At 57.0% G+C, this 23,977-nt stretch carries 21 protein-coding genes and 3 pseudogenes; 14 read left to right on the forward strand and 10 right to left on the reverse strand.

Annotation, left to right across the window (positions count from 1 at the left end; genetic code table 11):
* Positions 1–10 precede the first annotated feature (10 nt).
* Positions 11–1,213 carry a pyridoxal phosphate-dependent aminotransferase gene (locus AC6CHM_RS23005; protein WP_498175340.1) on the forward strand — a complete coding sequence of 401 codons (1,203 nt, stop codon included), beginning with the start codon at positions 11–13 and terminating at the stop codon, positions 1,211–1,213.
* 24 nt (positions 1,214–1,237) lie between these two features.
* Here the strand turns inward: AC6CHM_RS23005 and nac are convergent, their stop codons facing one another.
* Positions 1,238–2,143 carry a nitrogen assimilation transcriptional regulator NAC gene (gene nac, locus AC6CHM_RS23010; protein ID WP_498175263.1) on the reverse strand — a complete coding sequence of 302 codons (906 nt, stop codon included), beginning with the start codon at positions 2,141–2,143 and terminating at the stop codon, positions 1,238–1,240.
* 231 nt (positions 2,144–2,374) lie between these two features.
* Here nac and AC6CHM_RS23015 point away from each other — a divergent pair, with 231 nt between their 5' ends.
* The 6 genes from AC6CHM_RS23015 to AC6CHM_RS23040 all read left to right on the forward strand — a co-directional run bounded on the left by AC6CHM_RS23015 (position 2,375) and on the right by AC6CHM_RS23040 (position 7,023).
* Entirely contained in the window at positions 2,375–3,148 is a 774-nt protein-coding gene (locus tag AC6CHM_RS23015) for an SDR family oxidoreductase (protein ID WP_498175265.1), read from the forward strand.
* The gene (locus tag AC6CHM_RS23020; protein ID WP_498175268.1) at positions 3,145–3,852 is read left to right on the forward strand and encodes an amino acid ABC transporter permease; all 708 of its coding nucleotides are present in this window, start codon (positions 3,145–3,147) and stop codon (positions 3,850–3,852) included. Before AC6CHM_RS23015 ends, AC6CHM_RS23020 begins: the two co-directional genes overlap by 4 nt.
* Positions 3,849–4,607, forward strand: a complete 759-nt coding sequence (locus tag AC6CHM_RS23025; RefSeq protein WP_498175269.1) for an amino acid ABC transporter permease — start codon at positions 3,849–3,851, stop codon at positions 4,605–4,607. The genes AC6CHM_RS23020 and AC6CHM_RS23025 overlap by 4 nt, the downstream gene beginning before the upstream one ends.
* Positions 4,604–5,371: an amino acid ABC transporter ATP-binding protein gene (locus AC6CHM_RS23030; protein WP_498175271.1), complete on the forward strand. Its 768-nt coding sequence runs from the start codon at positions 4,604–4,606 to the stop codon at positions 5,369–5,371. The genes AC6CHM_RS23025 and AC6CHM_RS23030 overlap by 4 nt, the downstream gene beginning before the upstream one ends.
* Before the next feature lie 36 nt (positions 5,372–5,407).
* Positions 5,408–6,244, forward strand: coding sequence for an ABC transporter substrate-binding protein (locus AC6CHM_RS23035; protein WP_498175273.1), 837 nt, complete (start codon positions 5,408–5,410; stop codon positions 6,242–6,244).
* Positions 6,245–6,348: 104 nt separating this feature from the next.
* Complete coding sequence (locus AC6CHM_RS23040; protein ID WP_498175275.1) at positions 6,349–7,023, forward strand: 4-carboxy-4-hydroxy-2-oxoadipate aldolase/oxaloacetate decarboxylase; 675 nt, start codon at positions 6,349–6,351, stop codon at positions 7,021–7,023.
* Positions 7,024–7,113: 90 nt separating this feature from the next.
* On the opposite strand, the gene AC6CHM_RS23045 is transcribed toward AC6CHM_RS23040, so the two are convergent.
* Both AC6CHM_RS23045 and AC6CHM_RS23050 read right to left on the reverse strand, forming a co-directional pair.
* Entirely contained in the window at positions 7,114–7,668 is a 555-nt protein-coding gene (locus tag AC6CHM_RS23045; protein WP_498175277.1) for a gluconokinase, read from the reverse strand.
* On the reverse strand, positions 7,637–8,404 hold the full coding sequence (locus tag AC6CHM_RS23050; RefSeq protein ID WP_498175279.1) for an SDR family oxidoreductase: 768 nt from the start codon (positions 8,402–8,404) through the stop codon (positions 7,637–7,639). Before AC6CHM_RS23050 ends, AC6CHM_RS23045 begins: the two co-directional genes overlap by 32 nt.
* A gap of 92 nt (positions 8,405–8,496) precedes the next feature.
* On the opposite strand from AC6CHM_RS23050, the gene AC6CHM_RS23055 reads away from it, so the two are divergent.
* Together AC6CHM_RS23055 and AC6CHM_RS23060 are read left to right on the forward strand one after the other, a co-directional pair.
* Complete coding sequence (locus tag AC6CHM_RS23055; protein WP_498175281.1) at positions 8,497–9,441, forward strand: 2-hydroxyacid dehydrogenase; 945 nt, start codon at positions 8,497–8,499, stop codon at positions 9,439–9,441.
* A 9-nt stretch (positions 9,442–9,450) separates the two neighbouring features.
* Complete coding sequence (locus tag AC6CHM_RS23060; RefSeq protein ID WP_498175283.1) at positions 9,451–10,482, forward strand: L-idonate 5-dehydrogenase; 1,032 nt, start codon at positions 9,451–9,453, stop codon at positions 10,480–10,482.
* A 12-nt stretch (positions 10,483–10,494) separates the two neighbouring features.
* Here the strand turns inward: AC6CHM_RS23060 and AC6CHM_RS23065 are convergent, their stop codons facing one another.
* The 5 genes from AC6CHM_RS23065 to AC6CHM_RS23085 form a co-directional block, all read right to left on the reverse strand.
* On the reverse strand, positions 10,495–11,535 hold the full coding sequence (locus AC6CHM_RS23065; RefSeq protein ID WP_498175342.1) for a LacI family DNA-binding transcriptional regulator: 1,041 nt from the start codon (positions 11,533–11,535) through the stop codon (positions 10,495–10,497).
* Positions 11,536–12,293: 758 nt separating this feature from the next.
* The gene (locus AC6CHM_RS23070; protein ID WP_498175285.1) at positions 12,294–12,431 is read right to left on the reverse strand and encodes a hypothetical protein; all 138 of its coding nucleotides are present in this window, start codon (positions 12,429–12,431) and stop codon (positions 12,294–12,296) included.
* A gap of 714 nt (positions 12,432–13,145) precedes the next feature.
* Positions 13,146–15,224 (reverse strand): oxidoreductase, encoded by a 2,079-nt coding sequence (locus AC6CHM_RS23075; RefSeq protein WP_498175287.1) that lies wholly within the window; start codon positions 15,222–15,224, stop codon positions 13,146–13,148.
* 210 nt (positions 15,225–15,434) lie between these two features.
* A complete protein-coding gene (locus tag AC6CHM_RS23080; protein ID WP_498175289.1) occupies positions 15,435–15,788 on the reverse strand; it encodes a cupin domain-containing protein in 354 nt (117 codons plus the stop codon).
* A 123-nt stretch (positions 15,789–15,911) separates the two neighbouring features.
* Positions 15,912–16,802, reverse strand: coding sequence for an ABC transporter substrate-binding protein (locus AC6CHM_RS23085; protein WP_498175291.1), 891 nt, complete (start codon positions 16,800–16,802; stop codon positions 15,912–15,914).
* Between the two features lie 753 nt (positions 16,803–17,555).
* Between AC6CHM_RS23085 and AC6CHM_RS23090 the strand changes: the two are divergent.
* Both AC6CHM_RS23090 and AC6CHM_RS23095 read left to right on the forward strand, forming a co-directional pair.
* Positions 17,556–17,936, forward strand: a pseudogene (locus AC6CHM_RS23090) (oligopeptide/dipeptide ABC transporter ATP-binding protein); the annotation flags it as partial.
* A gap of 133 nt (positions 17,937–18,069) precedes the next feature.
* On the forward strand, positions 18,070–18,879 hold the full coding sequence (locus AC6CHM_RS23095) for a class I SAM-dependent methyltransferase (protein WP_498175344.1): 810 nt from the start codon (positions 18,070–18,072) through the stop codon (positions 18,877–18,879).
* Between the two features lie 117 nt (positions 18,880–18,996).
* Here AC6CHM_RS23095 and AC6CHM_RS23100 read toward each other — a convergent pair whose 3' ends face one another.
* Positions 18,997–20,484 (reverse strand): MFS transporter, encoded by a 1,488-nt coding sequence (locus AC6CHM_RS23100; protein ID WP_498175293.1) that lies wholly within the window; start codon positions 20,482–20,484, stop codon positions 18,997–18,999.
* Positions 20,485–21,305: 821 nt separating this feature from the next.
* Here AC6CHM_RS23100 and AC6CHM_RS23105 point away from each other — a divergent pair.
* Positions 21,306–21,590, forward strand: a complete 285-nt coding sequence (locus tag AC6CHM_RS23105; protein WP_498175295.1) for a hypothetical protein — start codon at positions 21,306–21,308, stop codon at positions 21,588–21,590.
* 230 nt (positions 21,591–21,820) lie between these two features.
* Positions 21,821–22,225, forward strand: coding sequence for a putative phage abortive infection protein (locus AC6CHM_RS23110; protein WP_498175297.1), 405 nt, complete (start codon positions 21,821–21,823; stop codon positions 22,223–22,225).
* 322 nt (positions 22,226–22,547) lie between these two features.
* Here AC6CHM_RS23110 and AC6CHM_RS23115 read toward each other — a convergent pair.
* Positions 22,548–23,444 (reverse strand): annotated as a pseudogene (locus tag AC6CHM_RS23115) (LysR family transcriptional regulator); the annotation flags it as partial.
* Positions 23,445–23,580: 136 nt separating this feature from the next.
* Here AC6CHM_RS23115 and AC6CHM_RS23120 point away from each other — a divergent pair.
* Positions 23,581–23,970 (forward strand): annotated as a pseudogene (locus AC6CHM_RS23120) (ABC transporter permease family protein); the annotation flags it as partial.
* Positions 23,971–23,977 lie beyond the last annotated feature (7 nt).

Genomic DNA, 23,977 nt, shown 5'->3' on the forward strand with positions numbered 1-23,977 from the left:
AGATCAGACCATGCCTGCCATTACCGATCGTTTGAAGAATGTCTCCATCTCCGCTTCCGCTGCGATGACGCAGCGTGCGCGTGAACTGGCCGCCCAAGGGATCAAGGTTGTCAGCCTGTCCTCCGGCGAGCCGGATTTCCCGACCCCACCCCATGCCATTAAAGCAGCCTACGCTTCGGCATTGGCGGGCGATACCAAATACCCCACCATGGACGGCACGCCAGCCATGAAAGCGGCCATCATCCGCAAGTTCAAGCGCGAGAACAATCTGAGCTACGAACCGGACCAGATCGTCGTCTCGGGCGGGGGCAAGCAGGTCATCTTCAACGCCATGCTAGCCACCTGCAATCCGGGCGACGAAGTCGTCATCCCGGCGCCTTCCTGGGTCAGCTATGCGGATATTGTCAAATTCGCCGGTGGCGTGCCGGTCTCGGTGCCTTGCCCGGAAAACGCCGGTTTCAAGCTACGCGCCGAAGATCTGGATGCAGCCATCACGCCGCGTACCAAGTGGCTGCTCCTGAATTTCCCGAACAATCCCACAGGTGCTGCCTGCTCGCGCACCGAAATGGCGGCAGTCGCCGAAATCATGCTGCGCCATCCGCATGTTTGGATCCTGACCGACGACATTTACGAACACCTCGTCTATGACGATTTCGAGTTTTGCACGATCGCCGAAGTCGAGCCGCGTCTTTATGATCGTGTGCTGACAATGAACGGTGTTTCCAAGGCCTATGCCATGACCGGCTGGCGGCTCGGCTATTGTGGCGGGCCGAAGGATCTCATTGCAGCGATCAGCAACGTTAACGGCCAGAACAGTGGCGGTACCTCTACGCTGACACAGGCAGCAGCTGTTGCAGCTCTGGATGGCCCGCAGGATCTGCTGCAGGAACGTTCGTCCATCTATAAAACGCGCCGGGATTACGTGCTTGGCCGTTTGGCCGAAATCGATGGCCTGCGCGCCCACAAGCCGGAAGGCGCGTTCTACATTTTCCCGAACATGTCCGAACTGATCGGCAAGACCACCAAGGGTGGCCGCAAGATCGAAACCGATGTCGATTTCGTCATGGGTCTAGTAGAGGAACACCATGTTGCGACCGTACAGGGTGCGGCATACGGCATGAGCCCGTATTTCCGCATCTCCTACGCAACGAGCATGGAAATGCTGGAAGAGGGCTGCAACCGCATCGCCCAGTACTGCAAAGAGATGAAGTAACCGTTTTCCAACCGGTTCTGACGGTCAGGGCTTCAGCCTGGCCGTCAGCTCAATGAGAATGTCTTTGACCGCAATCGCCGGTTCCGACAGCGGCGTCTGGTCGGAAACGCAAAGTGACAAGGTCTCTTCGATACGCGGGGAGACGAGGCGGCAGATCAGCTTCTCGCTGGATTCGGCAATCAGCCGATCGGCAATCGCCTTGGGCATGATCGTGGCCCCCAGCGCCCTGTCGACCGATCGGCCGAGTGTCCGGACGATTTCGACTTCCGCAACCACTTTCAAATTAATCTTGCTGCGCGAAAACGCGGTATCGACCGCACGGCGTACGAAATTATAGGCGGGCGGCATCAGAAATGGCAGGCCGTCGAGTGCCGTTGCGGGAACCGGCGCATCGCTTGCCTCGACAGCAAAGTCCGGATGGGCGACGAGAAAGAACTCTTCCTTCAGCAGCGGCTCGAAGCGAACGCCCTTGATCGGACCGACACCGTGGATAAGCGCCATTTCCAGACGACCGTTCATGATCATCTGGCTGTAGGTCTGGCCGACGCTTTCGGTTAGATGCAGCAATATCCCCGGATGCCGCTTTCGTGTTTCTGCCAAGAGTTCAACCGACAGTGTCGCCGCGCTGCTGAAGGGAACGAGACCGACGGAAACGCGTCCGGCCAGGGATTGGCTGGCGGTGGCGACATCGAACTGTGCCTGTTCCATCTGCCGCAAGATGATCTGCGCGTGGCGATAGACCGCCTGACCGGCATCGGTCATCGTCACACCCTGCTGGCTGCGGAGCAGAAGCTTTTGTCCAAAATGATCCTCAAGCGCTGCAAGCTGCTGGCTCAGCGCCGGCTGAGCAAGATGCAGGATGTCGGCAGCACGTGTGATGCTGCCGCTGTCGACTATGACGATGAAGGATTTGAGGCGCCGGATATCCATTCTGGTCGATGTTGCCTTTGCTGGATCACATGATTGAAGCGCCCACAATGCTTATGCAATCTGCCGTGCAGTCGTTGGCAAAAAACCTTAGCTGATTGATTTGTAACGTGCAAATCGCTTCGGCCGCAAAGCAGCACGCGCGCCATAACGCTTCCTTATTAGCCCAAAACTAATCGGTCTTAGGCAAGTCAACAAAGCTTCGCTAGTCTCATCTCAACAAAGGGGATCTTAATGCCATTTTCCGATTACAAGACTGCTCTGGTGACTGGTGCCTCATCGGGAATAGGCGCTGCCGTCGTGGAAAGGCTTTGCCGCGAAGGGCTGGAAGTCCATGCAGTAGCCCGTAGCGCTGAACCACTTCGCAAGCTCTCCGAACGTACTGGCTGTATCGCCCATGCAATCGACGTCACCAACAGGGAAGCGCTGGCCGAATTGACCGGCCGTGTGGCATTTGACGTCCTTATCAACAACGCCGGTGTCGATCGTCCTAAGAAATTTCTGGAATCCGAAGATGGCGATATCGATCTGCTGATCGACGTCAACCTGCGCGCGGTTCTGCATCTCTGCCGCATGGTCGTACCGGGCATGGCTGAACGTGATCGCGGTCACGTAGTCAATATTTCCTCCATCGCAGGCAACTATAATTTCGGCGGCAATTCGATCTACCATGCCGTCAAGGCCGGTGTTGCCATGCTGTCGAACCAGTTGCGCATTGACACGTTCGGCAAACGGGTCCGGGTCACCGAAATCTGCCCCGGCCGTGTCGCGACCGATATCTTCAATCATGTCCATGGCAACGATCCCTCGATACGTGAGCGGTTCATTGATGGTTTTGAGCTGCCGCAGGCTTCCGACATCGCCGATGCGATCGCTTTCGCAATTGCCGCGCCAGTCGCAATGAATATCGGGCATATGGAAATCACGCCGACGCTTCAGGTCATGGGCGGTTTGCAAACGGCTAAACCGCAGACGCCTCCTGCCGGTTCCGAAGGTTCCAAGCGGTGAGCGGGTTTGATCTTTCGGCAATCCTGACCAATCGGGAATATATCTCGATGCTTGTGCATGGCGTCGAGATGACCTTCATCATCTATATCGGTTCCTGGCTGTTGGCGATGACGCTGGCCATCTTGCTTCTGACCCTGCGCCTCTCCCCGCTGCGCATCGGTGAACCGATCGTCGCAGCCTATGTTTCCTACCACCGCAATGTGCCGACGCTGGTGCAGCTGATGCTCTGGTATTTCGGCATCTTCACGCTGATGCCGCAGGGTCTTTCCGACTGGCTGGCAAACAACAATGCGGAGGCGATTTTTGCGGTGATTGGTCTGGGTCTTTGCCAGGCTGCCTATTTCAGCGAAGACCTTCGCTCGGGTCTGCGCTCGATCAGCCCCGGCCAGATGGAGGCGGCACAGGCATTGGGCCACCGCTACGCCTCCGCCATGCGCTTCGTAATCATGCCGCAGGGCGTACGAAATGCGCTGCCACCGTTGATCAACCACAGCGTCTCGCTATTCAAGAACAGCAGTCTTGCGATTGTCATCGGTGCGCCTGAACTGACCCATGCGGTCAAGGAAATCGAGAACATCAGTTTCCGGACCTTCGAGATCTACATGATCGGCACGGTCACTTACCTGTTCTTCTCGCTCATCATCATGGGGATTGGTGCCTACATCGCCATGCGAGCCGATCCGGCGCGGAGGGCACGCGCATGATCCATGATTTCATCACCATCATTCAGGATTACTGGTTACTGCTTCTGATCGGCCAGTACCCGAACGGCGCGCTCGGAGGCCTAGCCAACACGCTGATTCTGTCGGCACTCGCGATCGCTTTTGCTTTTCCAGTCAGCATCCTTATGGCGCTTGCCCGTCTCTCGAAGTGGTGGTTCTTGCGCTGGCCAGTGACTGCTCTCGTGTATGTCACCCGCGGCGTGCCGCTTCTGATGCTCATCCTGTGGTGCTATTTCGTCATACCGCTGTGGACCGGCGCCGACGTGCCGAGCTTCCTGATCATGCTGGTGACGCTGGTCATCTACCAGGGCGCTTTTCTTAGCGAAGTCGTCCGCGCCGGCATCTTATCGCTGGGGCAAGGGCAGATGGATGCGGCAAGGGCACTCGGTCACGGCTACATGAGCGCCATGGGCTTCGTTATTCTGCCGCAGGCTCTCTACAACATGATCCCGAGCATGATTTCTACCTTCGTGTCTACGATCAAGGATACGACGCTCGGGTACGTCATCAACGTGCCCGACCTGACGTTTGCTGCAAGCCAGGTAAACAATCAGCTTCTGACACAGCCTTTCCAGGTCTTCCTCATTCTTGCAGCGGTCTACTACATCCTCTGCTGGAGCCTGACTTATGTCGCTAACAGCGTCGAGCGGCGGATTACGTGCCGGCGTGCCGGGCCGCGCAATGTCCGCTTTCCGGTCGAGGCCGTGTCTCTCAAGACCATTACGGAGCAGCTATGAACACCTCAGTGTCCGAACCGCAGATTGCCCAGGCGATCCGCATTGCCGATGTTTTCAAGAGCTATGGTGACTATCCGGTGCTGAAAAATATCAACGCCGAGGTGGCCCGCGGCGAAGTGGTCGTCATCTGCGGTCCGTCCGGTTCTGGCAAGTCAACTCTGATCCGTACCGTCAATCGGCTGGAAGAGATCAGCAGCGGCAGCATCAGCTTCGAGGGCCAGAATATCCATGCGCCGATGCGCAGCAGCGAACTAAACAAGCTGCGTAGTCGTATTGGTTTCGTGTTCCAGAGTTTTAACCTGTTCCCGCATCTCTCGGTCGTTGAAAACGTGTCGATGTCGCCGATCCGGGTGAAGGGTGTGTCGGCAGATATTGCTCACGACAAGGCGCTCAAACTGCTCGACCGAGTTGGGCTGGCCGACAAGGCGAATTCCTATCCCGGCCAGCTTTCTGGTGGCCAGCAGCAGCGCGTGGCCATTGCCCGCGCGCTTGCCATGGAGCCACCGGTCATGCTGTTTGATGAACCGACCAGCGCGCTCGATCCGGAAATGGTCGGTGAAGTGCTGAGTGTGATGAAAAGCCTGGCGGCCGACGGCATGACGATGCTGTGCGTGACCCACGAAATGGGCTTTGCCCGCGACGTCGCTGATCGGATCTGGTTTATCGACGCGGGCGAAATCCTCGAAACTGCGCATCCCGAAGACTTCTTCAAAAATCCACGACATCCGCGCGCTCAGCGTTTTCTTGCTGATCTGCGGCACTGACTGCCTGCCATATAAAATAACAATGGAGAACAGCAAATGAACTGGAAATTAGCAACTCTCGCAGCGCTCGTCGCCAGCACCGCTGCCGTCGCGACCGCCAAAGCCGACCAGCTTGCCGACATCCTGTCGGTCAAGAAGCTGCGCTGCGCAACTTTCGCTGACGTGCCGCCATTCTCGGCGCCGGATCCGAAGACCCGTGAAATGGCCGGTTTCGACGTCGACCTGTGCAACGCAATCGCCAAGGAACTTGGTGTGACGGCGGAAGTGAAGCCGGTTTCGGTCGAAGCCCGCGTACCAGAAGTCAAGCTCGGCCGCGTCGATATCGCAGTCGCCAACCTTGCCTATACGCAGAGCCGCGCTGAGCAGATCCAGTTCAGTGATCCCTATTATCTCGCCAAGGAAATGCTGATCGTTCCGACTACCGACGAGGGCAACGCCAAGGCTGATTTCGTCGGCAAGCGTATTGCCTCGGCCAAGGGGTCCACCTCGGAAATGTCGATCAAGCTCAACAAGTCCGAGCCGCTGACGTTCCAGGATACCGCTTCCGCTTATCTTGCCGTGCAGCAGGGCAAGGCGCGCGGCATGGTCGCCAACACGATGACGACGACCAAGTTCGTCAACGAGTCAAAGACCCGCGGCAAGGAAATGCGCATGATCGAAGAGCCGATGCTGTATCAGCCGATCGGTATCGGCATGCAGAAGGACCAGCCCGCGCTGACCGCCAAGGTTAACGAAATCCTGCGCAAGCTGGATGCCGATGGAGAGATCAACAAGATCTGGGACAAGTGGCTCGGCCAGGGCACCGAATACAAGATGACCCGCACCGACAAGGTCGTTCCGCTCTCCGAGCTGAAGTTCGATCCGATTCCGTAATGTGGCGGCGCACAGCGCCTTCTGTTTTCAATTCAACCGCAATCGAAAATTACCGGCAGCGGCCTTGCCGCCGTGTGGTTTGCCTATGGCCCGAGGAGAATTCAATGACCCACATTAAAGATATTCCCGAACGTCCCTCCAAGGAGGATTTGGCGGCAATTGCGAAGTTCTCGCCCGCCACCATTCACGAGGCACAAGGCCGTCGAGGCGCATTGTCATCGCAGCTGAAGCCCGTCGACTACCGCATGAAACTGTGCGGCCCGGCCTTCACGGTGAAATCCTCGCCGCGCGACAACATCATGCTGCAGCTGGCGATCAACTATGCCAAGCCGGGCGATATCATCGTCGTTTCCGCAGGCGAATACGAAGAAGCCGGCTCGTTCGGCGACGTTCTTGCCAATGCCTGCCTTGCCAAGGGCATCGGCGGTCTGGTCACGGACACCGGCGTGCGCGACACGCTGCAACTGCGCGATCTGGGCTTCCCGGTCTTTTCGCTGAGCGTCTGCATCAAGGGTACCGTCAAGGAGACCCTCGGCACGACCAATGATTCCATCATTGTCGGCGGTGAGGTTATCAATCCAGGCGACATCATCGTTGGTGATGCCGATGGTCTCGTCGTCGTGCGCCGCAACGAAGTCGCCGAAGTGGCAAAGCTGTCGCAAGCGCGCGAAGATGCTGAGGCTGGCTTCATCAAGGCTTACAAAGCTGGAACGTCGGTCATCGAAGTCAGCAAGCTGGAGCCGGTGCTGAAAGCCAAGGGCCTTATCGTTGATATATAAAACAAAGGAGGGGGCTTTCCTCAGCGTGATCAAAGCCCACTCAGTTGGCAGCGCAAGCAAAATGGCGGCCATGCGGGTCGCCCTTTTGCTTTAAGCCGTTGCGGGGCCGTTCTTTAGCCCGCCGATCGCCAGACCGGTAATCATTTCCGGCGTATTGTTGATATCGACAACCACGACACCCACTTCCTCATCCGGCCTCTCCAGCGTCGAGAACTGGCTTTCCAGAAGACTGATCGGCATGAAATGGCCTTCGCGATTGCCCATGCGCCGGATGAGCAATGATCTGTCGCCATCCAGAAAAACGAAAGCCAGGTCCTCGCCGGCTGCTGCGCGCAGTCGGTCGCGATAGGCCCTCTTCAGTGCCGAGCATGTCAGAACGATACCTGTCGAAGCGTGCGCTGCCAGAATTTCGCCGATGCGGTCGAGCCAGGGCCAACGATCCTCGTCATCGAGCGGTGTACCTTTCGACATCTTGGCGATGTTTGTCTGCGGATGGAGATCGTCACCCTCCTGATAAGGCAGGCCGAGTGCCTCGGCGAGGCGTGTACCGACCGAACTCTTGCCGCAGCCGGCAACGCCCATCACCACGATGGGACGTCGGGCGACATTTGCCTCAGAGACTGATGGTGATGCCGCCATCGACATAAAGGGTGTGTCCGTTCACGAAAGAGGAGCCCTTGCTGGACAGGAAAACAGCAGCGCCGACGAGTTCATCAACATTGCCCCAACGGGCGGCCGGCGTCCGCTTTTCCAGCCATGCGGAAAATTCCGGATTGTCGACCAGCGCTTGGTTGAGCGGGGTCTTGAAATAGCCGGGTGCGATGGCATTGATCTGCAGGCCGTGCTTGGCCCAGTCGGTGGACATGCCCTTGGTGAGGTTTTTGACAGCGCCCTTGGTGGCTGTATAGGGCGCGATGCCCGGACGGGCGAGTTCGCTCTGCACCGAGGCGATGTTGATGATCTTGCCCCGGCCCCGTGCAATCATGTGGCGGGCAGCGGCTTGGCCGACATAGAACACGCTGGAAATATTGCTGGTCAGAAGCTGCTGCCATTTGTCGATCGGAAAATCCTCCAGCGGCGAGCGGTGCTGCATACCAGCATTATTGATGAGGATGTCGATCGGGTCGATCTCGGCCTCAACCCGGTCGATGCCGGCGGCAACCGAAGCGGGATCCGTGGCGTCAAAGGCAACGGTATGCGCCGTAAAGCCGTCATCGATAAGCTGCTTGAGAGCGGTATTCAACTTGGTCTCGTCGCGGCCGTTGAGAATGACGGTGGCACCATGCTCGGCAAGCCCGCGCGCCAGGGCCTGGCCAATGCCTTGGCTCGATCCGGTGATCAGCGCGGTTTTACCCGTCAGATCGAACAGCGGAAATGACATCAGAAAATCCTCCCGGTCCATAAGGTCGTTTCTCATTGACATAGATGTTATCGATAACATAAGCAATCAAAAACACAACTCAGGAGAGAGAAATGAAACCGCAGATCCTCGTCATCGGTCTTTATCCGGAATGGGACATGGTGGAGCTCGAAAAGAGCTACGCCGTGAGCAAGCTCTATGAGGCGAGCGACCGCGATGCCTTCATCGAAAGCGAGGCGAAGCAGGTAACGGCAATCGCAACGCGCGGCGAACTCGGCGCCTCGGCCGAACTGATCGCCAGATTGCCCAATCTGCAGATCGTTGCGGTCTACGGCGTCGGTTACGACGCGGTCAATCTGGATGCTTGCCGCACCCGTGGCATTCGCGTCACCAATACGCCTGATGTGCTGACCAACGACGTTGCGGACCTGGGCGTCGCCATGATGCTCTGCCAGTCGCGCGGCATGATCGGCGCGGAGCAGTGGGTCAAGGATGGAAGCTGGGTCGCCAAGGGGCTATATCCCCTGCAGCGCAAGGTCTGGGGCCGCAAGGCAGGCATTCTCGGTCTCGGCCGTATCGGTTTCGAAGTCGCAAAGCGCCTGGGTGGCTTCGATATGGACATCGCCTATAGCGACGTATCAGAAAAGCCCTATGCCGAGGGCATGAAGTTCATTGCGGATCCTGTTGCTCTTGCCGTACATTCCGACTTCCTGTTCGTGACACTGGCCGCCTCTGCCGCGACCCATCACATCGTCTCGCAAAGCGTCATCGAGGCACTTGGCCCGGAAGGCATGCTGATCAACATTTCGCGCGCTTCCAATATCGATGAAGCGGCACTGCTCGACGCGCTCGAAAACGGCACGCTCGGCTCCGCAGCGCTTGATGTATTCCAGGGCGAGCCCAAACTGGATCCGCGCTTTCTGACGCTCGAAAACGTGCTGCTCCAGCCGCACCACGCATCGGGCACGATCGAGACGCGCAAGGCGATGGGGAAGCTTGTCCGTGATAATCTGGCCGCCCATTTTGCCGGTCAACCGCTTCCCACCCCGGTCATTTGAGGTCGCGTCATGAAAGCCGTCGTCATTCATTCCGCCAAGGACCTGCGGGTCGAGGAGCGCGAAGCCGAAACAGCCGGCCCCGGCCAGGTGGATATCGCCATCGAGGCCGGTGGCATCTGCGGTTCGGACCTGCATTATTATCATCACGGCGGTTTCGGTACCGTGCGGGTGCGCGAGCCGATGATCCTCGGACATGAGGTCGCCGGCCGCGTCGTGGCACTTGGAAATGGCGTCTCCCATCTCGCCGTCGGCGACCGTGTCGCCGTCTCGCCGAGCCGTCCGTGCAATAGCTGCGACTACTGCCTCAAGGGCCAGCAGACCCATTGCCTCCACATGCGCTTTTACGGCAGCGCCATGCCGATGCCGCATATTCAGGGTGCGTTCCGCCAGCGTCTGGTCGCAGAAGCGTGGCAGTGCCAAAAGGTGAACCAGGGCATTTCCATCAACGAGGCGGCGTTCGCCGAGCCCTTCGCTGTGACGCTGCATGCGGTCTCCCGCGCCGGTTCGCTACAGGGCAAGCGGGTGCTGGTTACCGGCTGCGGTCCGATCGGTATCCTGTCAATCATTGCCACGCGTCTGCATGGCGCATGCGAAGTCGTCGCAACGGACGTGATGGATGCTGTTTTGGAAAAAGCACGGGTTATAGGCGCCGACCGCACCATCAATGTCGCATCCGAGCCAGAAACGCTAAACGCCTATACGGCTAACAAGGGCTATTTCGACGTTCATTTTGAGGCGTCTGGCAATGAACGCGCTGTGCTCTCGGGCCTGGAAGTGCTCAAACCGTGTGGCATTCTCGTGCAACTCGGCCTCGCTGGCAATGTCTCGCTGCCGCAGAACACGATCGTTGCCAAGGAAATCGAAGTGAAGGGTACTTTCCGTTTCCACGAGGAATTCGGACAGGCCGTCGATCTCATCAACCAGAAGCGCGTCGACTTCTCGCCGCTGCTGTCCGAGATTTATCCGGTTGCCGATGCGGTGAAAGCCTTCGACGTTGCGGGCGACCGCAGCCGCTCGATGAAGGTTCAGCTCAGCTTCTGATCCAAATAAAAACTATGACGTGCTGCCGCGAAGCAGCACGTCATAGTTCGTTTTAATGGTCGCCGCAGCGCTGCGATTTTCCAACATTGCAATCATCTGCCCGGCGGCTTGTGCACCGATCCCGTAACTGTCGACATTGACCGTGGTGATGCCTGGTTCAGATACTGAGGCGATTTCGTAATCGCCGAAGCCGGCGATAGCGATATCGCGCGGCACGACCAGCCCCATTCTCCGGCATTCCATGATCGCACCGAAGGCTGGAAGGTCCGATACGCAGACCGCGACATCCGTATCGGGAAAACGCACCAGCAACTGCCGGATCGCTTCCCCTCCATGCGACATTCGGATGGGTACAGCTTCGATGTCAACTATCCGCGAATTATCGAGACCGTGCCTGGCAAGCGTTTGCTCGAAACCCATCCGCCGCTGATAGCCGCGGGTATCGGCCTGTTCCGAGCCGCCGATGAAGCCGAGCTTGGAATATCCCCTTTCGATGAGACTGCCGACAAGTGCTTCCATTGCAGCCGCGTTGGAAAAACCGACGACCGTATCGACAGGATCCTCCGGCATGTCCCATGTCTCGATGACCGGAATGCTGGCATTCGAGAGCATGCTCCTCGCTTTCGGTGTATGTTTGCCGCCGGTCAGGATGATGCCTTCGGGACGTCGCCGCAGCATGGACTCGATCAGCTCTTCCTCGCGTTCGACCGAATAGTTCGTATAGCCAAGTAGCAGTTGCATGCTTGTCTGCGCCAGCGTGTCAGTGATACCGCGCGCGGTATCGGCGAAGTTCGAATTGTCGATCGTCGGGACGATGGTGGCGATGAAGCCGCTGCGGCCCGACGACAGGCTGCCGGCCGACTGGTCGAGGACGTAGCCGAGCCGGTTTACCGCTGCCCGGATGCGTTCCAGCGTATCCTTGGCGATATAGGAATTGCCCTTGAGTGCGCGCGATACCGTCATTGCGGATACGCCGGCAATTCGTCCGACATCCGCCATGGTTGGGGGGGCATTGTTGCCTTCGCTGCGCCGCTGCTCCTGCTCGGTCGGCATCTCTTGTCTTGTCACGGAATGCTCCACGCCAACTCGTCAAGTGCTATATCGGTTTGTCGGAGTTATTGATAGTCTACTGATGCAAAACTCACGCAGATTGTCCGAAAACTCAGAGCGCGAATTTCGGGTGTAAATTTCGTGGCGCTGAAGCGACATCAAATAAATGAAACGGGATCCAGCTTATGCTTGCGTTCATTTCATAAACCGTGTCTGAACGCGATGACGGAAGGACGGTCACGACATAGCGTCATATCGACACCTGCCGGATCATCTAGCCGCGCGTTTAGCTTGCATTGATGCAAGAGTGCTGGTCACGACCGGATCGATCCACCTGTCCGGTGGTGATGCCGAGACTCGCGAAAACCACAATTCCTACAGATTCGAGGGCACCACCGTTCAACCGCTCCGATGTTCTCAGTACCTCCAGGCCATTTTCCTCGAACAAAGCAATTCCTTGGTAGGTGACGTCGGGGAGGTCATAAAAGGCTTCAATCTCGCTGAACTGATCATGTGCATACCTTACTATCGGCGCACGGCTTCTTCTAATCTCAGTCAGGCTTCCGCTTCGAAGACGTTTCCTTGTCCTCTCAGGGGTGCCGAAAATGGCTCCAACCTCCGCGACGCTCATACCGGAGCGGATGGAATCCCATGCAATCAAACGATTTTATCTGCCAGCTCATATGTTCCATGGGTTCAAAGCACTTCTCGCAAAACACCAGCAGAGCTTCCGAACACCCCCGCCGGATTCCGCATAGTAGTCACTCGTGGTAGAATTTTCCATGGCACATCTTGCCGCCAAGCTCTGGGAAGAACACCGGCCGTACGAGCGACGAGACTTCACCACCATTGATGAATATCCCTCGCGCCTCTCCATGCTGGAAGGCTTTGTCGGGCATGCCGAGCAAGCCAATATCCGCGTGTGCCGGTATGGGGGGACGGAAGGTGCCTTACGGGACCGGAAGGGCGCCGGAAATCTGAACGGTAGTTGCAGAACTATCCTGTCGCGCGAAAGGATGGTAAATCGCTGGAGTTTTCAGTGGATCAGCCAATCGTGCACGGCTTCATGCCAACATCCCAAGAAGAGTTCTGCAACAGCTGAGCCATAATTAAAGCGTCTCAATTCACATGAGCATTCAAACTAGCCCCTGACAGTTGCCAAACGACGACCTCCAAGTTTCATTGACATTTCTCTATGGCCTTCAAGGCGGCAGATGATCCGGCCAACGAATAATTGTACCGCGTTTTCGTTCCGTGCGTCGATACGGCGTTCACTGTCATCTGTTGGGCGGAACGAAGCAGGGTCAGCAGTAGCTTCCTGTCCTTGACATCAGCCAACCAGGCACGATCGCCCTTCGTTATCATCGAAAAACTCCGATCACCAACGGTGACTACCACCTTGTCCGATCGCAGCTGGCAACTTTTAGTTCGGGTTGCAAAATGCCTGGGTGAAGTTGATTGCCGACCATGAAAAAATTGTCGCCATGATCTACGTTCGATGGCTGACTTGCGCTACATCAATTGGCCAGGGGGTTGTTTAAATACGCCTGGAAAACCAATACCGCTCATGAGAGCTTACGATATCGCACCGCTCTTGTTCCGACCCCGGTCTGCTAACTTGGAGTGAAGTCCGGCGCTAATTCGACCACTTCCCGCTTGAATGGCACTTCGTCATTCTGCGCTTCTGGCTCACCTAGCGTGCGCGAGAAACGATGTCCGGACCACACGGCCTGCGCAATCGTGTCGGGGCTGTAGCAATCACCGATGCGGGCGACCTTTTTTAAACCATGCCGATGCCAATCTGCTTTGCGGCCGACCAGGTCGAAATAGAGCGCATCATCTGGAAGAGGGGTCGTGACCAGAACGACAGATACGGCCTCAATTTGTCGCTCAATCCCGGTGTACTCATAGGAAAGGGTGACATTGTCCGAACCTATCGCCTTCAACGAGTGAAGCGGTACGATTTCAACACCGATCCCATGGAGGCGCATTTGGATACGACCTTGCTCCAGATTCCACTCGGTCCATGAAGAAGCTACGGGCATGGTGGTAACAAGTGTCACCGGCAGACCTTTTGCTCGGAGGGCCTCCGCAATGACACCGCCCATATAGTAGTGATCGGTGTCATAGACGACGACGGGACCCTTGATCTCCACCCCTGCCATAATGTCGTCGGGCGTATAGACGTTGCCGCGATCCCAGCCGGGAACAGGCTCGTATTGCCCGCGGCCTACACCGTCTCTGCGCCAAGTTGCACCCGTCGCAATGGCCACAATGGAAGACTCCATATCCAAGATCAGGCCTGCATCCATTCTGCTCTCCCGAAACACCTGGACGTTGCTCATCTGAGACAATTGATAGGCGCGATAATCGCGGACACGTCCCCAGCTTGCCAGCCCCGGCAACCTGCACTCGCGGGCAACGCGGCCGCCCAGTTCCGAAGAAGCCTCGGCCAGGACGACTTCGTATCCACGCTTGCCCAACGACATCGCGGCTTCCAGGCCAGCAGGACCAGCCCCGATGATAAGGACCCGATCGTCCGAATCTCGCGACGGGATGTATTCTGGGTGCCAGCCACGCCTATACTCCTCGCCGGCAGTGGGGTTTTGGGTACAGCGCATCGGTACAGGAATGCTGGAATATGCGACGCAGATGTTGCAGCCTATACACTCGCGAATGTCTTCCACACGCCCCTGCCGGATCTTCTCCGGCAAAAACGGGTCGGCAATCGAGGGGCGTGCGGCGCCGATCATGTCGAGGATGCCACGCTTGACCAGCGAAAGCATCCGGTCGGGAGAAGTGTACCGACCAACAGAGACCACCGGTTTTGTGGTGATGCTCTTGACGAAGGACACGTACGGTTCCTGAAATCCTTCCTCGGCGAAACGCGCAGTAATCGAGTCGTTCTCCCATTTACTGCAGTTGACATCCCAAAGATCCGGCAATTCCGCGAGCAGAGATATGATTTCCTGCCCTTCCTGGTCATGAACGATACCCGCTTCGCCAAGCATTTCATCGACCGCGAGGCGAACGATCACTCCGCAGGTGTCGCCGATCGCTTCCTTCGTATCCTCGATGAGCTCGCGCAAGAGCCGCGTCCGATTCTCTAGCGAGCCGCCATATTCGTCGGTGCGGTGATTGTGACGGCGCGACAGAAAATGCTGTGCGATCGAAAGATCGTGGCCGGCGTAGACGATCACGCAATCATAGCCGGCCTTCTTTGCCCGAAGCGCCGCGTTGCGATGCCATCGACGGAGATCTCGAATATCCCCCTTATCCATAGCACGCGCGTAACCTGGATGGATCGTTTGGCCCGCCTGTCCGGAAGGCGACATCATGGGCTCCCGGCTGTAGGAATTGCCATAGTTGCCCATATGAACGAGTTCAATGGCAGCGAGGGATTGGTGCTCATGCACCTGATCGACCATGCGTGCGAGGTACGGGATATCGCGATCGTCCCAAAGCCGGATCTCTCCGCTCACATCGCTGGTCCAATGGATGTCGCATTGCTCGGTACAGACGACCGCCCAGCCACCCTCCGCCTTGACGCCGCGCATTCTCGCCATCGAACTTGGGTAATTGCGCCCCATGCCATTGCAATGCGGCACCTGGTAGAAGCGATTGCGCGCGAGCTTGGGGCCGATCTTCAAGGGCTCGAAAAGCAAGGCATATGGGTTATCGCTATTTATCATGGTTAACTCTCTCGCTCACCTTCGGCGCGCTCGCAATCGCACCGTTTACTTGCACCGCGGCAGGCTGGATTTTCGATTGTGCGTGCCGTCCTCAGGCGACGCTGGCTAGTGCTCGACCCACGCTCGGAAACCTCTGCGTTGCACATTTCGACGCATTGTGCGCGGTGGACCGCGGCGGCGTCCCGCGCGCAGATGAACATCAGATATGATCTAAAAAATCACGTATGCTTTCCGTACCTTCGTTACGTTTTCCCAAGTGACGGTAAAATCCTTTGGGATCACGAATGTATCGCCGGCACTGAAGGTTTTTGCCGCGCCTGCCGTATCGATCAGACGAAGGGAACCTTCTATGAGATGGCAAAGTTCATCCTGTGTGCTGGTATATGTCTCCGCTCCGGGATCACTCTCCCACATACCCGCAGAAGCACCACTTTCTTTATTTGAAAAGTGCTTCCAGGTTTTGGTGCGGTAAGGCGCAGACAGAACGTTGGGGTTGTCGACCAACTCTTCGCTTGGGGCGATTTGGTCGGGCTCAAACAAGATTACAGAATCGATGGAAGTCATTGGTCACCTGTGAGAATTGAAGCCGTTGATGATTTCCGGTATTCGCGTACAATTATCTCCCTCAGCGGCGATTCTGGGATCGAATGTCGCGTAGGGACCGGCACAGCCACAACTTGTCGGACATCAAAACCCGGCCTTGATCTTCGCCCACTCCTCGTTGATCTTCGCCGATTCCGCTAATGTGAAAGACGCAGCAAATTGCCCTGTCTCCAAGATCGGCCTGGGGTCCTTCGCCATACCGACCGCAGCGAGCTGCTTCTCGGAGATGTTCGCGAACGACCTTACGTTGGAATGGCCGTAGCCGAAGCTGTTAATCAGGTGGTCACCTGCCGCGGGCGATAGCATGCCGTCGATCAGGTCGTACGCCTTGTCCAGATGCGTGACCTTCGTTGACAGAACCAGCCCGCACGAAAACACTTGAACCCCCTCTTTCGGGCTCGCATAGCGCACGGGAATGCCCTGATCGATCAGGAGCTTCGGGACATCCGCCCACGTCACAGCTGCCACGACCTCGCCCGAGGCCATAGCTTGAGCGAGAGTGGTCGTATCGGCTGAGATCAGTCGCACGTTTGGACGGAGTTCTCTAAGAGCTGCGGCGACTTTCGCTATCGATTCATCATCCGTGCCCTCCGTTCCGGCATAGAGCATCGCGCTCTTCCAGATGTCAAAAACGTTATCGACAAGAGCGATTTTTCCTTTGTACTGCGGATCCCACAAGATCTTCCACGTTTCCCCCTCGGAGCCAAGATTCACGAGATCGGTCCGGTAGGTGAATGAGGTCACGCCCCAATCGAAGGGAGCGAAATAGTGTTTTCCTTCATGAACCCCCGTAGGGATGTTTTTCAACTGCGTCATAACGTCAGGCCAATTCTTGAGACGAGCTACATCAAGCGGCTGGATGATCCCGGCTTCACGCCATCTCGGGATATCGTCATTGCAGCGATATGCGACATCGAATTTGAAGCCGGCTCGGATCTTCTGGAAAGCTTCCTCACCGTCATTGACCGGCATCATGACCGGATCGCTACCATACTTCGCTTTGTAGGCCGTCTGGAGCTCGGGGATGCAATACCCTCCATAGCCCAAGAAGACGGCTTCGTCAGACGCAAAGGCTGTCCTGGGCAATGTCGAGGACACCGCGATGCCAACGCCAGCTGCACTCAATCTTGCGAGCAGCTGGCGTCGGGTAAAATCGGCAGCTGAACCGTGGAATCGTCTGGTACTATACCTCATGGTCACCCTCCCAAAGGCGCTTGCATTGTACTTGTCCCCTCGCGCCGACATACCGCTTCTGGTTTCAGCTTGCGACGTGTAACTGAGCACAGACTTTCCGATCCTGCATTCCGGCAGGTCCGCAAGCTGGGCCCGGTTCGGACAAGCTGCACGGAATATCCACGCTGAACAATCTACCTCGCGCCAGCTGTATTCACCGCATTTGCTGCAGGCGCATCCATGACCGTTCCTCACCATTAGTTCCATTTACAATGCGTCGGTTGCGTGACACCGGTCATATGTAAATGCTACAAGCACTAGAGTTCCGTTGGTATCCAAGACTAGCCCAGCACTCAACGTCCTGCAAGAGGGAATTTTCACTTGTCCAAACTACTTCACAAAAAGAGCCCGCCGATTGAGCCGTCTGCCAAAAGTGTCCCATTGTTTGACGTGGGCTTGACCGCTGCGACAGCAGTGGCACGCCTCGGCACATGACTGCGGTTTATGCAGTCCGAGGTGGCGGAGCAATCGTCTCGAACTGGAAAGCCGCCAAGTGATCTGTTCATGGAACTGCGCTACAAGCTCGATCTCACCTATCTTTTTGTCAGCCACGACCTCGGTGTCGTTGAACACATTTCAGACCGCGTAGCTATCATGTACCTCGGTCGCATTGTGGAAGAAGCTCCAGTCGACGAGATCTTCCGACGTCCTAACCATCCCTACACGCAAGCTTTGCTGGCTGAAGTGCCCCACATTGAGTCTACAAAAAGGAGGTTTCAGGTGGTCAAAGGAGAGCTGCCCAGTCCCCTTAACACTCCGCAAGGCTGCCATTTCCATCCGCGCTGTCCATTCGCAATGGATAGAGGTCACACGGAAGTGCCCGTAAGGCGAGAAATCGCATCGGGCCATATGTCCGCGTGCCACTTAAATGGCTGACGCCTGTGACAGATGGACGGCGGCGCAGCCCGTTGCCCTACCAACATGCTTCAAATGAGAAAAGAGTTGGGGCCGTTTGGAACACCGACTGAGCGCCATATTCGCTGCTGACATTGTTGGCTATGGTCGTCTGATGGGAGACGATGGGGCGGGGACGCTTGATAGCTTAAAACGTCATCGTTGCGAGCTTATAGATCCATTGATCAGTGAGGATCAGGGCAGGATATTCAATTCCGTAGCTGACATCGGTTGCGGTGTTGGACATTGGAGTGCACTGATCTACGCGCGTCTCACACCAAATGCACACATCACTGGCATCGACCGCGAGGAGACCTATCTTTCCCAGTATGTGAATCGTTTGCTGGCTGTTGGGGCCTCACCTGCAACAGTTCAGGCCTTCCAAGGTGACGCGACTAAAGTGCCTTTGGCTGACTCGTGTGTGGACATGGCTACTCGTCACACCTTGCTGCTCCATCTGAATGAGCCAATGGCGGCAAGTCAGGAAATGGTACGAATTACGTGCCCGGGCGGGCTCGTTGTCTGTGTCGAGCAAATGCAGTGGCTCGTTGCCATTGAACGGAATGCTCGCCAAGCAGTCGCTGAGCGCGTTGTTCGACTTTCAGAAATGGCGTGGCGGTTTGCCATCGGACGGCCACGTCGGGGCAAGGGATCGGAGTTTATTAGGGCACAGCTTCCCGGTATGGTTGCCGAGCAGAACCTGGTCGTGTGGTTGTCAGACAAGGCTGCGTACAGTGTGCCGCCATATGGCAGGGACGAGGAGCGTACCGCCGCCAATACGGATGATCGATGGCGCGATGAGCAAATCGGCCCGTTTGATAGGGACGATATGCGAAAAAGTGTGCTCGCCGGCGGTGGGAGCGAAGAATTTTTTAATATGGCTTGGAGGAACTTTCTAGCGGCGGAGCGTTTTTCTACATCGTAGCAGGGCGGGTCCCAAATGGCATCAAACTATGATGAGCACGAGCACCACGAGGATGCGGCCGAGATAGAGCTTGAACAGCGCAAGCACGCGGTGTCAAGACACATGGTGCGTCATTTGTCATCTCCGGCCAAACAGCGGACCTCCTCCGACGGCCAGGCGCAGGAAGAACGCCGCGATGAAAAGGATAGCGGCTGCCACGCCGATAACGGCCACGAATGCCTCGTCGAAGGCGGAGCGTGCGAGCGCACGCAGGCTGTCGGCATCCGGGCCTTGCAGCCGCTCGGCCACGATCAGCGCCTGGTCGAGCCCATCATAGGCGATGTCGGGCGTCCCGAGAGGCAAAAACAGCGACGCGGCATAAACAGCTGACATCAGACTCCCGAGGATGGCGATTCCGAGAGTTGCGCCCAACTCGTAGGAGACCTCCTCGACCGAGGCCGCCATCCCCGCGCGATCGGCCGGCGCAGAGAACATGATCATGCTCGAGGCCGCCGTCATTGCGGCGCCCGCGCCCAGGCCCAGCCCGGCGAGACTCACGATCTGGTAGATTCTTGCGCCGTCGAGCAGCAGAAGATATCCGCCGAGCCCGATCGCGGCCAAGAGCAGTGCGCTCCACAGGATGACCTCCCCGCCCCATCGCGGCAGGGCGATGCCCGTCAGCGGACCACCTATGAAGGCGGCGATCGGAATGGGCAGGATGAACAATCCCGCCTCCAGCGGCGACAGGCCAAGAACCAGCTGAAGCCGTTGGCTGACCACCAGCTCGACACCGACCACGGCAAGAGAAGCGATCAATGCCGTTGCCACGCCGGACGAAAAACGGGCATCGCGGAAGAGCGAGAAATCGATCAATGGATGAGTGGAGCGGTTCTGCCGCCGCACGAACAGGAGCAGCGCCACAACACCGATGAAGCTGGCGGCCGCGACGCTTTCATGGGACGGTGCTGGCTTGGAGAACTCCTTGATCGCATAAACGACGCCGACGAGACCGGTCAGGATTTGTAACGAGGCGATCAGATCCCACGGACGATCGCTCTGCTTCAGCCCTGTCGGGATAACGAATACCCCTAGAGCCAAGGCGACGAGCACGATGGGCACGTTGATCAGGAAAACCGAGCCCCACCAGAAATATTCGAGGAGGACACCGCCCACAATCGGACCGAAGGCAGCGCCGCCCGAGGCGACGGCCGCCCAGATCCCGATCGCCATCGATCGCTCGCGCTCGTCGAAGAAGGTAAGGCGGATGATGGAGAGTGTCGCCGGCATCATCATTGCCGCGCCGATGGCCAGGAGGACCCGCGCCGCGATCAGGATGGACGGCGTAGAGGCGAAGGCAGCGGCCACGGAGGCAACACCGAAGACGACGAGACCGCCGATGAAGAGCTTCTTGTGCCCCAGCCGATCGCCCAGTGTTCCCAATCCGGGCACTAGGCCAGCAACCACGAGCGGGTAGGCATTGACGATCCAGAGTTTCTCGGCACCAGTCGCGCCAAGATCGTGCGTCAGGCTCGGCAATGCAATATAGAGCACCGTCATGTCGATGACGATGAGTAATAGTGCGGTGGATACGATGGCCAGTACTAGCCACCGGTTTACGGAAGTCATAATGATCACCGATGTTCGTGAGCGGGCCAACTCAGCCCGCTTGCTATTTTGAAAGACATGTATAGATACGATCGTATTGAAACTCAAGGGGCATTGATCGGGTCGACCGCAACAAGCTTCTTGATGCCGCCGAGGCGGTCGTCAGCGAGGTCGGTGCCGCAACCTTTCAATCGATGCGGTTGCCAAGGCCGCCGGCATCACCAAGAGTGAAGTCCAACACTGCTTCGGAACCAGGCAGCACTGATCGACGGATGTTCGTCATCAAGGAGGATATCTACTCTTGAGGCGGCAAATACGCTGGCGTCGTGGTTGATCGCGTGCCCCTTCGGATCAATGTTGACACTCTCCCAATAAAACACCGGCGCTGAGCTTGATTGCCCAAGCTCCTTCGCGTCCTGCGGTGAGGGCTGGCGGCGCGAGATGCGCGTTAACTTGCGGAGCACACCGACGCTGCTCCCCCAAGCTTATGGTTGCGTCCCCGTCCGGTTGCATTGGCCAAAGAAAATGGCGAATCGTCAGGTGATACGATCATCCCAGTAGCTTAAGATCGCGTGTGATCAAAAAAGGTAATGTCAAAACGTTCATCTATGTCACGACCGACGACTATGCTGAGCGCTGCCACGCCGAAGACGGTAGCCGTTCGCTTGAATGTTACAACTTTTCGGAGAGTATCAAGGGCAAGGGGTGAGGGTGAACATTCGCGACTGTCGTGACGGTATGTGGCGCAGACGGATGATTTAGAAATTCTGCCTGCCTGCGGAGATGTATAGTGCCAAGGTGGCACGACGAGGCAGTTGTTCTGAAGTGTTTTGGGTGGGTTGATGCAGAAGTGTTTTCATGCAGTCAAACAGAAATTTGACAGTTTCATTGGCGTCGAAAAAGGCGAGAGGAACAAACCGGGGCTGTTTTGCCTGTTTCTTTTTGCTGCCGGGCTCACCATCCTCATATTCGGTATCGCTATCATATGGAGCAAAAGCGCCGGCCAGCTGGGGCCGGTCGGCGACTTCATCGGTGGCACCCTTAACCCGCTGCTGACCTTCCTCACGTTCATGGGCCTCTTGGTGACCCGTTCTCCAGCAGACGGAACTGAAAGATACGCGGGTTGAGCTGGAGCGGTCGGCAACCGCCTTGGAAAACCAACTTCAGGCGACCGACCGGCAGAACTTCGAGTCTACGTTCTTTCAGATGCTCACGCTCCACAATACTATCGTTAACTCGATCGACCTTTACTACAGTGGCCGAGAGCGGGCGGCGGGCCTCGATATTGATAAGGGCCCGCGCGTAACGAGAGGGCGCGACTGCTTCAGCCAGTTCTTCAACAATTTCAAGGTCGAATATGAGGAAGCCAAGGGCCATCCGGATCGCCTACGATGCATTCTGGAAGTACCGACAGCAGGATCTCGCCCACTACTACCGTTACCTCTACAATGTCCTGAGGTTCGTTCATGAGGCGAAAGGGATCAAGGACAGAGGACCGTATGTAAAGCTGCTGAGGGCGCAGCTGTCGGACTATGAACTGGTGATGCTGTTTTATACGGCCCTGAACAAACACGGCATCAACTATTGGCTCTACATTCACGAGTATCAACTCTTCGACAATCTGCGGGAAGGGATGCTTATCGACCCAAACCACGCGGCGGACTATTCCGAGCAGTCTTTCGGTGAACCAAAGCGACAACGGCCAGCTGAATGGCCACTGCAATTCTGGCTCTGCACTATGACGCCGCACAGAAAAAGATGAAGCAGAGGTTGGCTTGCAGGTCTTCCGGAGGTGGAGGAGCCAACCCTTGACGATATCCTGAACGCAGAGTGATTGACGGGGAAGACCGTCGGGAAGATGACCGCATCCGCCACCGTTGGGCGCAATTTCCATTTGGCAATTGAATAGTTCCAATATTCTTTGAAACCCGACCGGTGAAACTGGGGGAATAATGCGGCGTTGGTCGCATTGAAAGATTTGAAAAGGTATTGCCACCGATGGCGGTACGTCACTTACCGCCCTCGTGCTCTTCAGAGAATGCCAAGCTTCGAAGCTTGGCAAAACTGTAGGGTTCGACATCAGGATCCTGTGACCGTTCGATCTGCTTTTTCAGTGCATTGCGCAGGCCGAGGGCTGCGATTGACAACGGCATCGCCTCCAGTCGCGCCAGTCCAAAACGCTGCGTCGAGCGTGGCACAAATGGACGCTGCACGATCGGCAAATCGCGGAAGAGATTGGCGTAGAAGCTGCTGATGATCGCCACACCCAGCCCGCAGGCGACATACGAGCAGGCCGAACTGCTGGTGTGGGTTTCAATCTTGACGAACGGCCGGACGCCGCTTTGGACGAACATCTGGTCGAGCGCCACACGATTTGGTCTCTGCCGGCCGATGAGAATGAGCGGAACGTTGGCAAGATCGGCCGGCGTCACTTGCTTATGAGCACTCAAAGGATGTCCGACAGGAATGACGCAAACATTCTCGCCGGTTGCAACTTCGTCCACAATGATCCCGGGACCACAGTCCCCCTCGATGCGCGTGAGTCCGAAATCGACCAAGCGATGCTCTACGAGCCTCGATATCGCACTTGCGGTATCGAAAAAGGTCTCAATCCTGACGCCCGGATATTTTTGTGTGAACTCCGAGAGCATGGCCGGCGCGAAATGTTCCCACATGCTGATCGGCAGAGCAACTCGGACGATTTCGGACCCTGTGTTTCCTTTTCGCAGATCTTCGGCCCGTGCCGACATCCGCTCCAGCCCGAGCAGGATCTCCTGCGCGTCCTTTGCCAATATGGCGGCTTCCGGCGTCGGAACCAGGCGGCCCTTTTCGCGAAGGAATAACGTCATCGAAACATCCGCCTCAAGCTGCTGGAGCAAACGGCTGACGCCTGATTGACTGAGCCCAGTCGCTTTTGCCGTGGCGATCGTTGAGCCCGTCATCATCAGCGCCCTGAGAATTTCAAGCTGATTAAGATTCATGAGTTTCCTTACCAAACGAGAATGAGGTTGAGAGTTAAGGTATGAAGATATTCATACTATTGCACCTATCCGCACAATTTGTCATAGTCTAATCAATAATGCTGTGCGGGCAATCCTTAGACAGCGAGGGAACTCTATGACACGTTTCATTTTAGGCCGGCTATTGATGGCGCTGCCTACTATCGCTCTCGTTTCGATAGCCTTATTCGCGTTGATCCGCTTTATTCCGGCGATCTTGCCGCTGGTGATGTCCCGCTTCATGGTCAGCGCGCAGATCGTCGTCGTCGCGGTTTTGCTCGCCAGCCTGATCGCGGTGCCGGCCGGTGTGATTGCAGCATGGCGGCAGAACGGCCCGACTGATGTGATGCTCGTCGGCACGCCGACGGTGCTTCTCTCCATCCCGACCTTCTAGCTCGGTCTGCTACTTTTGCTGTTCTTCGGCCTCAAGCTCAGTTGGCTGCCCGTTCTCGGCTATGTTTCCATCAGAGACGACCTTGTCGGCGGTATGCTCTACCTTGTGCTGCCGCCGGAAC

The organism is Phyllobacterium sp. GQ127, assembly GCF_059758635.1.